General features: G+C 72.8%; 9 protein-coding genes. 3 read left to right on the top strand and 6 right to left on the bottom strand.

What is annotated here, in order from left to right; all coding sequences use genetic code 11:
* The first annotated feature begins 98 nt into the window (after positions 1-98).
* Complete coding sequence (locus ACFZBP_RS01105) at positions 99-2,150, top strand: phosphocholine-specific phospholipase C (protein ID WP_391409201.1); 2,052 nt, start codon at positions 99-101, stop codon at positions 2,148-2,150.
* 14 nt (positions 2,151-2,164) lie between these two features.
* Here the strand turns inward: ACFZBP_RS01105 and ACFZBP_RS01100 are convergent, their stop codons facing one another.
* A complete protein-coding gene (locus ACFZBP_RS01100) occupies positions 2,165-3,172 on the bottom strand; it encodes a DMT family transporter (protein WP_391409200.1) in 1,008 nt (335 codons plus the stop codon).
* Positions 3,169-4,014: a phosphatase PAP2 family protein gene (locus ACFZBP_RS01095; protein ID WP_391409199.1), complete on the bottom strand. Its 846-nt coding sequence runs from the start codon at positions 4,012-4,014 to the stop codon at positions 3,169-3,171. The genes ACFZBP_RS01100 and ACFZBP_RS01095 overlap by 4 nt, the downstream gene beginning before the upstream one ends.
* A 206-nt stretch (positions 4,015-4,220) precedes the next feature.
* On the opposite strand from ACFZBP_RS01095, the gene ACFZBP_RS01090 reads away from it, so the two are divergent.
* The gene (locus tag ACFZBP_RS01090; protein WP_383453334.1) at positions 4,221-4,835 is read left to right on the top strand and encodes a TetR/AcrR family transcriptional regulator C-terminal ligand-binding domain-containing protein; all 615 of its coding nucleotides are present in this window, start codon (positions 4,221-4,223) and stop codon (positions 4,833-4,835) included.
* A 160-nt stretch (positions 4,836-4,995) separates the two neighbouring features.
* Here ACFZBP_RS01090 and ACFZBP_RS01085 read toward each other — a convergent pair whose 3' ends face one another.
* The 3 genes from ACFZBP_RS01085 to ACFZBP_RS01075 form a co-directional block, all read right to left on the bottom strand.
* The gene (locus ACFZBP_RS01085) at positions 4,996-5,994 is read right to left on the bottom strand and encodes a DUF2510 domain-containing protein (protein WP_391409198.1); all 999 of its coding nucleotides are present in this window, start codon (positions 5,992-5,994) and stop codon (positions 4,996-4,998) included.
* A gap of 87 nt (positions 5,995-6,081) precedes the next feature.
* Positions 6,082-7,236, bottom strand: a complete 1,155-nt coding sequence (locus ACFZBP_RS01080) for an anhydro-N-acetylmuramic acid kinase (protein WP_391409197.1) — start codon at positions 7,234-7,236, stop codon at positions 6,082-6,084.
* Between the two features lie 4 nt (positions 7,237-7,240).
* Positions 7,241-8,578 carry an MFS transporter gene (locus tag ACFZBP_RS01075; protein WP_391409196.1) on the bottom strand — a complete coding sequence of 446 codons (1,338 nt, stop codon included), beginning with the start codon at positions 8,576-8,578 and terminating at the stop codon, positions 7,241-7,243.
* A gap of 214 nt (positions 8,579-8,792) precedes the next feature.
* On the opposite strand from ACFZBP_RS01075, the gene ACFZBP_RS01070 reads away from it, so the two are divergent.
* Positions 8,793-11,468, top strand: a complete 2,676-nt coding sequence (locus ACFZBP_RS01070) for an AAA family ATPase (RefSeq protein ID WP_391409195.1) — start codon at positions 8,793-8,795, stop codon at positions 11,466-11,468.
* A 4-nt stretch (positions 11,469-11,472) separates the two neighbouring features.
* Here the strand turns inward: ACFZBP_RS01070 and ACFZBP_RS01065 are convergent, their stop codons facing one another.
* The gene (locus ACFZBP_RS01065; protein ID WP_391409194.1) at positions 11,473-12,264 is read right to left on the bottom strand and encodes an SDR family NAD(P)-dependent oxidoreductase; all 792 of its coding nucleotides are present in this window, start codon (positions 12,262-12,264) and stop codon (positions 11,473-11,475) included.
* Between the last annotated feature and the right edge of the window lie 39 nt (positions 12,265-12,303).

The raw sequence follows: 12,303 nt of genomic DNA, 5'->3' as shown, positions 1-12,303 counted from the left end.
TTCCCTGTCGTTTGGTGCTCCTGGAACACTCCTTCCGCGCGGCTTCCGTCACCAGCCGGCCGGTCAAACCACCCTAGATGGGAAGAGGTCCCTCACTCATGCCCGAAGTCAATCGCCGCCGATTCCTTCAACTCGCGGGCGCGACCACGGCGTTCACGGCTCTGTCGAGCAGCATCCAGCGGGCCGCCGCGATCCCCGCGAACCATCGCACCGGGTCGATCGAGGATGTCGAGCACATCGTCGTCCTGATGCAGGAGAACCGTTCCTTCGACCACTACTTCGGCAAGCTGCGCGGCGTCCGCGGCTTCGGTGACCCCCGCCCGGTGAAGCACGACGACGGCAGGTCGATCTGGCACCAGTCGAACGGCAGCAAGGACATCCTGCCGTTCCACCCGGACGCCGACGACCTGGGCATGCAGTTCCTGGAGGGCCTCCCGCACGGCTGGACCGACGGCCAGCAGGCCTACAACGGCGGCAAGTACGACAAGTGGATCCCCGCCAAGGGCACCACGACCATGGCGTACCTGACCCGTGACGACATCCCCTTCCACTACGCCCTCGCCGACGCCTTCACCGTCTGCGACGCCTACCACTGCTCGTTCATCGGCTCCACCGACCCGAACCGCTACTACATGTGGACGGGCTACACGGGCAACGACGGCCAGGGCGGCGGACCGGTCCTCGGCAACGACGAGCTCGGCTACGGCTGGACGACCTACCCCGAGCGGCTGGAGCAGGCGGGCGTCTCCTGGAAGATCTACCAGGACATCGGCGACGGCCTCGACGCCCAGGGCTCCTGGGGCTGGATCCAGGACGCCTACCGCGGCAACTACGGCGACAACTCGCTGCTGTACTTCAACAAGTACCGCGAGGCCGAGCCCGGCGACCCCTGGTACGACAAGGCCCGCACCGGCACCGACGCCAAGAGTGGCGAAGGCTACTTCGACCGGCTGAAGGCCGACGTCAAGGCCGGCAAGCTGCCCCAGATCTCCTGGATCGCCGCCCCCGAGGCCTTCTCCGAGCACTCCAACTGGCCCTCGAACTACGGCGCCTGGTACATCGCCCAGGTCCTGGACGCCCTCACCGCCAACCCGGAGGTCTGGTCGAAGACGGCCCTGTTCATCACCTACGACGAGAACGACGGCTTCTTCGACCACGTCGTGCCGCCGCTGCCGCCGAAGGACGCCTCCCGGGGCAAGTCCACCGTCGACGTCTCGCTCGACCTCTACAAGGGCGACAGCAACCGCCCGGCCGGCCCCTACGGTCTCGGTCCGCGGGTGCCGATGCTGGTCGTCTCGCCGTGGAGCAAGGGCGGTTACGTCTGCTCGGAGACGCTCGACCACACCTCGATCCTGCGCTTCATGGAACGCCGCTTCGGGGTGAAGGAGACGAACATCTCCCCTTGGCGCCGGGCCATCTGCGGCGACCTGACCTCGGCCTTCGACTTCTCCCGCAAGGACACCCGCCCGGCCGCGCTGCCGGGGACGGACGAGTACGAGCCGCAGGACCGCGAGCGCCACCCCGACTACAAGCCGGCCCCGCCGGCCGACCCCGACATGCCCCGCCAGGAGCGCGGCCCGCGCCCGACCCGGCCGCTCAAGTACGCCCCGCACGTGGACGGCTCCGTCGACGCCGCGGCCGGAAAGTTCACGCTGGCCTTCGCCTCCGGTGCCAAGGCCGGCGCCGCCTTCCACGTCACGTCCGGCAATCGCACCGACGGTCCCTGGACGTACACCACCGAGGCCGGCAAGGGCATCGCGGACACCTGGAACTCGGCGTACTCGAACGGCTCGTACGACCTGACCGTGCACGGCCCCGGCGGCTTCGTGCGCTGGTTCAAGGGCTCGAACAGGGCGGCCGGCCCCGAGGTCACCGCCCGGCACACCGGGGACGACGTCGAGCTGACTCTCACCAACAAGGGAACGGCGACCGTCCGGCTGAAGATCGCCAACGGGTACGGCGGCCGTGCCACGACGGTGACCGTGCGGCCCGGCGCCACGGTGTGCCGCACGGTCGACCTGGCGGGGAGCCGGCGCTGGTACGACCTGACCGTCACCGCCGACACCGACCCGGCGTTCCTGCGGCGGTTCGCCGGGCACGTCGAGAACGGGCGGCCGGGTGTGAGCGACCCGGCGATCATCACCGAGTAGCCCCGACCGGGTGCTCAGAGCGGTGTGAGGTGCCTCGGCTCCGGTTGCCGGGGCACCAACGCCGGTTCCTGTGCGGGGGCGACCACGGGGGTGCCGCGTCGGATTGTTCGTCGGGTGCGGCTGTACCGTGGTTGATCGCGCCTACGCGGCGGAGCCGCAAAACGATACGGCCCGCGCCCCTTTCGCGGCGCTGCCGCGCGGGCAGCAGGAGTCGCCCGGGTCAGCAGCACCACGCCCCAGGACGCCAGGCCCGCCCCGGCCAGTGCGAGGAGCACCCCCTGCGCGCCGCCCTGCAGCCGTTCGCCGAGCAGGACGAGCCCGATCACCGCGGCCGCCATGGGGTTGGCCAGCGTCACCATCGCCAGCGGAGCGCCGAGGCCGCCCTGGTAGGCGGTCTGCGACAGCAGCAGCCCGCTCGCCGCGAGGGCCGCGACCAGCAGTGCCACCCCGATCACCTGCGGGCTGAGCAGCGGGGCGGAGTGGTCCGTCAGGGCCACCGTCACGGTCTGCGTGAGCGCCGAGCCCACCCCGGAGGCGAAACCGGACGCGGTCGCGTGCCGCAGCCCCGGCCGGGCGCCCGGTCGCGACAGCATGCCGATCAGTGCCACCGTCACGGCCGCGACCGCCACGGCCTCGGACGTGCTCAGCACCTCCTCGGGCGCGGACCCGGACGCCGTCACGAGGATCGCCGCCAGACCGGCGAGCGTCAGTGCCGTACCGCGCCACTCGACCGCGCTGACCCGCCGTCCGGCGATGCGCGCGCCCAGCGGCACCGCGGCCACCAGGGTGAGCGCGCCGAGCGGCTGCACCACGGTCAGCGGACCGTACTTCAGGGCCACGACGTGCAGCAGCGCGCCGGAGCCGTTGAGGAGGACGGCCCCCCACCAGGCGCCGGACCGCAGCAGCCGGAGCAGGCTCGATCCCGGGGCGCGGGCGGCCAGCCGCTCCTGGGCCACGGCCGCGGCGGCGTAGGCGACCGCGGAGAACAGGGACAGGGCGACGGCGGTCAGGGTGGCGTTCATCGGCCCGCTCCCACGAGCACTGCTTCCTCGTCCCCGGCCGAGGGCACGAGCTGGTCGGCGCCGCGTCCGGCCGTCGTCGCCGTGCGCCGTGGCGAGCGAAGCGAGATGGGGGTCCCCCCGGACGAAGTCTGGGGGCGGATCACCGCGAGCGCGATGCCGAGCAGGGCCGTCGCCACGATCGCGTCGAGCCAGTAGTGGTTGGCCGTGCCCACGATGACCAGCAGGGTCAGCAGCGGGTGCAGCAGCCACAGCCAGCGCCAGCGCGAGCGGGTCGCCACGATCAGGCCGATCGCCACCATCAGGGCCCAGCCGAAGTGCAGCGACGGCATCGCGGCGAACTGGTTGGAGAGGTGGTCGGTCTGGGGCGAGCCGTACACGGAAGGGCCGTAGACCCGTCCGGTGTCGATCAGTCCGGTCGCGGCGAGCATGCGCGGCGGGGCCAGCGGGAACGTCAGATGGGCCACCAGGGCCCCGGCCGTGACGGCGGCGAGGACGCGGCGGGCCCAGACGTAGTGGGCGGGGCGGCGCAGGTACGTCCAGACCAGGAAGGCCGCGGTGGCCGGGAAGTGCACGATCGCGTAGTAGGTGTTCGCGAGGTGTATGAGCGTGTCGCCGTGCAGGAGCAGATGCTGCACCGCGCCCTCGCCGGGCAGCCGGACGGCTCGTTCCAGGTCCCACACGCGGTCCGCGTTGCGGAACGCCTCGCCGGTGTGGCCCGTGACCAGCTGCCGGCCGAACTTGTAGACGAGGAAGAGCCCTGCGACGAGCAGGAGCTCCCGGACGAGCGGAGGCCGCGCTATCGCGTCGGTCTCCCTCCGAGCAGCCTCGGTGCGGCCATTCATTGCCCCCGGCCTTTCGCCGAACGGTGGGTGGTGCTGGGTGGTACCCGGCGAAGTCATCGATACGGCGGCGTACCGAAACGTCGATGTACCGAAACGCCACTGTACCGATACGTCACTGTACCGATACGATGGCGTTCCGGTACAGTGGCGTATCGATAGACGTACGACACACTGGACACGGCACACGGAAGTGAGGGGAAGGGCCGATGACGTCGCAGGCCGCGGAGGGACCGGAGACGGTCGTCGCCTCGCGCCGCTCCAAGATCACGCCGGAGCGTGAGCAGGAGTTCTTCGACGCCGTGCTCGAACAGATCCGCGCGTGCGGTTACGACGCCGTCACCATGGAGGGCGTCGCCAGCAGCACCCGGTGCAGCAAGTCCACGCTGTACCGGCAGTGGAGGACCAAGCCCCAGTTCGTGGCGGCGGCCCTGCGCGCCAGCCGGCTCACCCGCTTCGAGGGCATCGACACCGGCACCCTCGCCGGTGACCTGCGCGAGGCGGCACGGGCCGCGGGGGCGTGGTCCGGCAAGGACACCCGGCTGTTCCAGGCGCTGGGACACGCCGTGATGGAGGACCCGGAACTGAAGTGCGCGCTGCGGGAGGCGCTGATCGACCCCGAGATCGACGCGCTGCGGCAGATCCTGCTGCGGGGCGTCGAACGCGGCGAGGTCGCCGCCGACCATCCCGCCCTGGAGTACGTCCCCGCCCAGATCTTCGGCGTGCTGCGGGCCCGGCCCGTGCTGGAGGGCGAGGACGCCGACCCCGACTATCTCGTCCGGTTCGTGGAGGCCGCCGTGCTGCCCGCACTGGGCCTCACCTGAGACTCAGGACGCCGTCCACGGGATGACTGGACGGCGGCCTGATCCGCGCCGCACCGTGGGGACGGGGGCGGCGCGCACCCCCCGGCCGGGTGGGGTTCCTCTTGAGCGGAGGGGCGCCCCACCCGGCCGCGACATGTCCGGGGGTGTTTTCGGTCGGGGCTCAGACGTCCTGGCCGTTGCCTCCGCCGGTGGTGGACACCTTGATGCCCTTGGTGATCTCGTCCAGCACCGCCTGGCCCTGGTCGACGTCGACACCGAAACGGACCACGACGATCCGCCGCTCACTCGCGGGCGAGGGGAAGGCCAGCGACTCGACGTAGCCGTCGGCGCCCTTGCTCGTGATCGCCTTCCAGCGGACCAGGTAGCCCTTCTGCCCGGCCACGGTCACCGCCTTGGAGGCCAGCACGTCGTGCGAGGTGATCTCGCCGTACCCCTTGCCGTAGGACTCCTCGGCGTTCGCCGCGATGTCCGCCTTCGCGACCTCCTCGGCCGTGTCGCCCTTGGTGCCGAGCGCGAGCGCGGGCGCCGAGTACGCGCCGCCCTTCATGCAGGTCTGCGAGGTGTCGGAGGGGCACTTGTACGTCTCGTCCGAACCGACGTGGGCACCCCAGTTGATCTCCTGGCCGTACCAGCCGTCCGGGATGGGCAGACTGATCCCGCTCAGGGCGTCGGTCACCGACCCGCTGTCCACCTTCGGCGCCTCGGACTGGTCGGGTGAGGGCGACGCCCCACCGGAACCGCCGTTCCCGCCCCCGCCGCCGTTGCCGCCGCCCCCGGACCCGCCGTTGCCGCCGAAGGGCCCGCCCTGACCGCCGCCCGGCCCGCCCTGCTGGGAGTTGGCGCCGCCGCCCGAGCCGTCGTCGGCGGTCAGCGCGTACACGCCGACGCCGATGCTCGCGAGGACGACCGCGGCAACCCCCACGGCTATGCCGGTGCGCAGCCCGCGTCGGCCGCCCGACGGCAACTGGCCGGGATAACCCGGGTGCACCGGATACGTCCCGCCGGCCGCCAACTGCTCCGGAGGACCCCATACGTCCGCCGACCCCACGGGCCGGACCTGGTCCGTCCATGCCTTGCCGTCCCACCAGCGCTCGGTGGGCGGACCGTCGTTCTTCTGCCCCGGGTCGGGGTACCAGCCGGGAGGAGTCACCTGCGTCATACGCCCACCGTATGAGGTGTCGGTGAAAGTCGGATGAGAGGAACCGGCCCCGGAACCACCGGATCCGGCCCCGGAAGGCCCGCCGCGTCACTCCAGGACGAGCCGTACCGGCCGATTCTCCGCAGGTGGGGGGAGCCGCAGCCCGTTCCGGCCGGGCGTGATCGAGCCGAGTACGCGTGCCTGCCGGGCGCCCGTGGCCGAGGGCACGCTGCCGGGCAGGGCGTGGGCGGTCAGGAAGCCGAGCACGGCGAAGGCGTACGCCTCCTTCGCGGCCGCCGGGAGCCCCAGCTCGTCGGAGGAGCGCAGGGGCACCCCGGGCAGGCACTGCCCGAGCATCGTCATCAGGACCGGGTTGCGGGTCCCGCCGCCCGAGGCGATCACCTCTGTCGCGCCCGCCGCCCGCACCGCGTCGGCGACCGTCCGCGCCGTGAGCATGGTCAGCGTGGCCACGACGTCCTCGGCGGGCAGGGTGCCGAATCCGGCCAGCGCGTCCCGGAGATGGCCCAGGTGGAAGAGTTCCTTGCCGGTCGTCTTGGGCGCGGGCAGCGCGTAGTACGGCTCCTCCAGCAGCCGTCGCAGCAGCGGCTCATGGACGCCGCCGCGAGCGGCCAGCGCCCCGTCCACGTCGTACGCCAGCCGTCCGCCGCTGAACCCCCGGGCCGCCGCGTCGATCAGCGCGCAGCCGGGGCCGGTGTCGAAGGCGGTGCCGTCGGGCGCGGTGAGGTTGGCGATCCCGCCGATGTTGAGGGCGACGGGAGTGCCCGGCCGGCCGCGCAGCCACAGCAGGTCGACCAGGCTGACCAGCGGGGCGCCCTGGCCGCCGGCGGCGATGTCACGGGGCCGGAAGTCGGCGACCACGGGCAGCCCGGTCGCCTCGGCGATCCAGGCGGGCTGCCCGAGCTGAAGGGTGCCGTGCACCTGCCCGTCCTCGGCCCAGTGGTAGACCGTCTGCCCGTGCGAGGCGACCAACTCCGACCGTCCCTCGCCCAGTTCACGGTCCGCGCGCACGGCGGCCGCCGCGAAGGCCTGTCCGATCCGCGTGTCGAGCCGGCACACCTCCGCCATCGAGGTCGTCCCCGGCGGCAGCGCCGCCCCGAGCGCCTCCCGCACCACCTCGTCGTACGCCTCGCTCACCAGCCCCAGCGGCCTGAGCACCAGGCTGTCGTCGACGAGGCTCAGGTCGGCGGCCGCGGCGTCGACGGCGTCGTACGACGTGCCCGACATCAGGCCGATCACCCGCATGCGCTCACTCCGCCTTTCCCGTCGCTTCCCTCGCCTCGTCGAGCGCGGCCGTCGGCTTGCGCCCCGTCGCCTTCCGCACCGATGCCCCCGATACGGTGGCGAGCGCCAGGACGCTCACCGCGCAGGTCGCGGCCGCGTAGTACGCGGGGACGTCCACGTTCCCGGTCCGTTCGATCGTCTCCGTGATGATGAGCCCGGCACACCCCGAGAACACCGCATTGGACAGGGCGTAGGCGAGCCCCAGCCCCGTATGGCGCACGTTCGTCGGGAACAGCTCCGCGAGCATCGCCGGACCCGGCCCCGCCATCAGCCCCACCACCGCTCCCGCGCCGCACACCGCCGCACCCTTCACGGTGAGGGAAACGCCCGGGGCCTGCAGAAGGTTGAGCAGCGGCACCGCGAGGACCACCACCAGCGCCGCCCCCGCCAGCATCACCGGCCGCCGCCCGACCCGGTCGCTGAGCCAGCCCGCGGGCACGATCGTCATCGCGAAACCGAGGTTGGCCAGCACCGTGGCGATCAGCGCCTGCTGGAAGCTCGCGTCCAGCGCGGACTGGAGATACGACGGCAGCACGACCAGGAAGGTGTACCCGGCCGCCGCCCACCCCATGATCCGCCCGGCGCCCAGCGCGATCGCCCCGGCGACCGCACGCCCGCTCGGCCGCTCGGCCTCCCGCTCCTGTCGGAACGCCGGCGTCTCGTCAAGACGCAGCCGAAGCCACAGGGCACCCAGCCCCAGCGGCAACGTCAGCAGGAACGGCAACCGCCAACCCCAGTCGCCCAGCTGCCGCTCGGTCAGCACCGTCGCCAGCAGCGCCGCCGCCCCCGCACCGCCCAGCAGTCCCAGCGCCACCGTGAACGACTGCCACGACCCGTACAGCCCGCGCCTCCCGGGTGGCGCGAACTCGGTCATCACCGACACCGCGCCCCCGAACTCCCCGCCCGCCGAGAGCCCTTGCAGCACCCGCAGGAACGTCAGCAGCCACGGGGCGAGCGCGCCGACCGTGTCGTACGTGGGCAGCGCGCCGATCAGCGTCGTCGCCCCGGTCATCAGCGCGATCACCAGGATCAGCACCGGACGCCGGCCGATCCGGTCGCCGAGCAGGCCGAACACGGCCGCGCCGACCGGCCGGAAGAAGAACGCCAGCGCGAACGACGCGTACGTCTTCACCAGCGCCTCGATCTCGCTGCCGCCCTCGGGTGTGAAGAACCGCGCCGCGATGATCGTCGCGAAGTAGCCGTAGACACCGAACTCGTACCACTCGATGAGGTTGCCCACCGATCCCGCGACCAGCGCCCTGCGGGACCGGGCCGTGCCGCGGTCGGGGTAGGTCGATGTCATGCACGCGCCTCCTGAATCACGAATTCCGGTCGCTGGGACGGTTTTTGACTATCAGTAAGTTTCGGCCGTGCAGGTCGCGGGCCCTGCGCGTCGCCCGCGCGCGCCGGTTGTCACCCGTCACGGCAACAGGTGCCCTGACCCGACTCCACTTAGGCAATTGGACGGCTACGCTCGAGCTCTGTACGTCGTTCGGGCGACTTGGGGAGGTAGCGGGATGACGGAGGTACGGCCCACACAGGCCGCCTCGGCCTCGCTGTGGGAGCGCGACGAGGAGGTCGCCGCCGTCGAGCGGGCCCTCGACACCCTGTGCGCGGACAAGTCCTCGTCAGGCAGCCTTCTGGTGCTGCGCGGCGAGGCGGGACTCGGCAAGACCGCACTGCTGGCCGAAACCCGCCGTATCGCCGAGGCCCGCGGCTGCACGGTGTGGTCCGCCCGGGGCAGCGAGACCCTGAGCTCCGTCCCCTTCAACGTCGTACGGCAGTTGCTCCAGCCCGCGCTGCTGTCACTGATGCCGGAGGAGGCCCGCGAGTACCTCGGCGACTGGTACGACATCGCCGGACCCGCCCTCGGCATATCGGAACCGGGCGAGCGTCAGGCCGACCCGCAGGGCGTGTGCGACGGACTGGTGGCCGCCGTACGCCGCCTGGCCCGGCGCGACTGGCCGCTGGTGCTGCTGATCGACGACGCCCACTGGGCCGACCAGGAGACCCTGCGCTGGCTCGCCGCCTTCGCCGAACGCCTCGGTGAACAGAGCGTCCTGGTCGTCGTCGCCCGCCGCCCCGGCGAGGTCGGCGGCGACGGCGCCCGCCACCTCGACTCGGTCGCCGCCGCGGGCAGCTCCGTGGCCACCCTGAGCGCCCTCACCCCGGACGCGACCGCCGGCCTCACCCGCGCCACCCTGGGCGCCCACGCCGACGCCCCGTTCTGCCGCGAGGTCTGGGCCGTGACCGGCGGCAACCCGTACGAGACCGTCGAGCTCCTCGCCAAGGTCCAGGACAGCGAGTTCGAGCCCACCGAGTCGGCGGCGGCCGAGCTGCGCGCCCTGAACCGCTCGGCGCGCGGCGGCGGCCTGGTCGCCCGCCTGGAGACGCTCGGCATCGAGGCCACCCGGTTCGCCTGGGCGGCGGCGATCCTCGGCACCGGCATCTCCGTCGACCTGGTGGCCGAACTCGCCACCATGGGCGTGGACGACGCCATGCGCTGCGCCGACCTGCTGCGCGCCGCCCGCATCCTCACCGAGCCCGACCCGGCGGGCGTCCAACCGGACGACGGCGACCTGGAGTTCGTCCACCCGCTGATCGCCAGCGCCGTCTACAACTCCATTCCCGACGCCCTGCGCACCGCCATGCACGGCATCGCCGCCCGCGTCGTCACCGACAACGGCCGCGGCGCCGCGGTCGCCGCCCGCCACCTCCTGGAGGTCCACCCGGACAGCGACGAGGAACTCGTCGAGCAGCTGCGCGAGGCCGCCCGCGAACACCTCGCCGTGGGCGCTCCCGACGCCGCCCGCCGCTGCCTGGAGCGCGCCCTCGTGGAGCCGCCCCCGCCCGAGGCGCACGCGCGCGTGCTGCACGAACTGGGCTGCGCCACCCTCCTCACCGCGCCCGCCACCACCATCGACCACCTCCAGAGCGCCCTCGCGATGCCCGGCCTCGACGGCGACGAACGCGTCGACGCCGTCTGCCGCCTCTCCCAGGCCCTGCTCCACAACGACCAGCTGGAGGAGGCCGTCCGCACCGTCGAGGCGGAGGCCGCCCGGCACCAGGCCGGCCCCGCCAGGCTGCGGCTCCAGGCCGTGCAGTTCATGTGGGAGGGCCTCCACGCGGGCGAGGCCACCTCACCGGGACGCTCCACCCGCCTCGCCGAACTCGCCGCCACCTGCACCGGACGCGACAACTCCGAGCGCGCCCTGCTCATACTGCGCGGCTTCGACGCCATGGCCCGCGGCGAGAACGCCGAGGAGGTCGTCGAAGTGTGCGACCGCGCCCTCGTCAACGGCCGCCTCGCCCCCGGACTCGGCTGGACCGACCCCGAGTGGGGCCTGGAGCTGCCGATGATGCTGGCCAGCGCCTACGCCTTCACCGACCGGCTCGACCGGGCCGAAACCCTCTACAACGAGGCGCTGCGCGCGTACGAGTCCGCGGGTTGGAGCGGCGGCCATCTCGCCCTCGCCCACGCCTACGTCGGCCTCGGCCACCGCAGGCGCGGCCGGCTCCGCGAGGCCGAGGCGTCCCTGCGCAAGTCGCTGGCGCTCGCCGAGCGCGTCGGCCGCCGACTGCCGCTGCACTGGTCCGCGACCTGCAACCTCGTCGACACGCTGCTCGCCCGCGGACACGTCGACGAGGCCTGGGAGATCGCCGAGCGGTACGGCTTCGCGCCGCCGTACCCGACCACCATCGTCCTGCCCGACCCGCGCTCGGTCCGCGGCCGCCTGCTCCTGGCCGTCGGCCGTACGAAGGACGGCGTCAACGAACTGGAGGCCGCGGAGAAGGCGGCCGACGTACGCGGCCACCACAACCCCGTGCTCGTCCCCTGGGCCGTCGACCTGGCCCGCGCCCTCGCGAGCGAGGACCCCGCACGCGCCGCCCGCCTCGCCACCGACGTCCGCAGGCACGCCGAGCGGCTCGGCACCGACACCGCGATCGGCGAGGCCCTGCGCTGCGCCGCCGCCCTGGAGACCGGCCAGCGCGCGGTCCGCCTCACCGAACAGGCGGTCACCTACCTGGAGGCCTCACCCTGCCAGTACGAACACGCCGCGGCCCGCGTCGAGTACGGCATCGCCGCCCGCTCGGCCGCGGAACTCCGGCGCGGACTGACGCTGGCCCGCTCGTGCGGGGCGGACGGGCTGGTGAGGCAGGCGGAGGCGGCGTTGTCGGCGGGCTTGGTGTGAGCGCTCAGAGGGCCAGCAGCTGATCGGTGACCGCGGCCAGCCGCTTGCGCACCTCCGGGTCGTACGTCCCTTCGTGTGCCCGGGACGGGCTCGTGCCGTCGAAGTAGCCGCCCGTGCCCAGGTCCCGGGTCGCCAGGGCCAGGACGCCCGCCGCCCCCTCGGCGACCGTGCTCCAGGGGGTCATGCCGCCTTCGCGCACCATCGCCGTGTCCATGAAGGTCGCCGGGTGGAGCACGTTCACGGCGACACCGGTGTCGGCCAGCTCCTCGGCCAGGGCGAAGGTGTGGGCGGCCAGGGCGAACTTGGCTCGTCGGTACGCCGCGAAGCCGTCGTATCCGCGGCGGAATTCGACGTCGTCGAAGTCGAGGGGCTCCTGGCCGACCGAGCCCACGTTGACGATCCGGGCGGGCGTGTTGTCCCGCAGAACCGGGAGCAGGGCTCGCGTCAGCGTCACCGGCGCCAAGTAGTCGACGGCGAGCCGCAGTTCGTGTCCGTCCGCGCTCAGCTCGCGTCCCGCGCCGGGCACGCCCGCTCCCACGCCCGCGTTGTTGATCAGCACGTCCAGGTCGGGATGTGCGTCCGCGACATGAGCGCCCAACTCGCGCACCCGCGTCAGCGAGGCCAGATCGGCGACGAAACCCTCGGCGTCACCCTCGGTGCGCAGCTCCTCGACCAGGTGCCCCGTACGACCCGGGTCGCGTCCGTGCGCGAGGACGACGTGCCCCGCGCGGACCAGTTCGAAGGCGACGTAGCGGCCGAGACCGGAGGTGGCGCCGGTGATGAGAATCGTCGACATGCCTCCACCGTAGACACGCGGCAGGACAGGTGCGAGGTG

Origin of the sequence: Streptomyces sp. NPDC008086 (genome assembly GCF_042957325.1) — a bacterium.
In the GTDB taxonomy this organism is placed as follows: Bacteria; Actinomycetota; Actinomycetes; order Streptomycetales; family Streptomycetaceae; genus Streptomyces.
This window is presented reverse-complemented; position numbering and strand designations above follow the sequence as displayed.

What these genes read in the sequence shown, in the direction of transcription:
- ACFZBP_RS01105 (WP_391409201.1), top strand. Translation starts at nt 99, where the DNA reads ATGCCCGAAGTCAATCGCCGCCGATTCCTTCAACTCGCGGGCGCGACC.
- ACFZBP_RS01100 (WP_391409200.1), bottom strand. Translation starts at nt 3,172, where the DNA reads ATGAACGCCACCCTGACCGCCGTCGCCCTGTCCCTGTTCTCCGCGGTC.
- ACFZBP_RS01095 (WP_391409199.1), bottom strand. Translation starts at nt 4,014, where the DNA reads ATGAATGGCCGCACCGAGGCTGCTCGGAGGGAGACCGACGCGATAGCG.
- ACFZBP_RS01090 (WP_383453334.1), top strand. Translation starts at nt 4,221, where the DNA reads ATGACGTCGCAGGCCGCGGAGGGACCGGAGACGGTCGTCGCCTCGCGC.
- ACFZBP_RS01085 (WP_391409198.1), bottom strand. Translation starts at nt 5,994, where the DNA reads ATGACGCAGGTGACTCCTCCCGGCTGGTACCCCGACCCGGGGCAGAAG.
- ACFZBP_RS01080 (WP_391409197.1), bottom strand. Translation starts at nt 7,236, where the DNA reads ATGCGGGTGATCGGCCTGATGTCGGGCACGTCGTACGACGCCGTCGAC.
- ACFZBP_RS01075 (WP_391409196.1), bottom strand. Translation starts at nt 8,578, where the DNA reads ATGACATCGACCTACCCCGACCGCGGCACGGCCCGGTCCCGCAGGGCG.
- ACFZBP_RS01070 (WP_391409195.1), top strand. Translation starts at nt 8,793, where the DNA reads ATGACGGAGGTACGGCCCACACAGGCCGCCTCGGCCTCGCTGTGGGAG.
- ACFZBP_RS01065 (WP_391409194.1), bottom strand. Translation starts at nt 12,264, where the DNA reads ATGTCGACGATTCTCATCACCGGCGCCACCTCCGGTCTCGGCCGCTAC.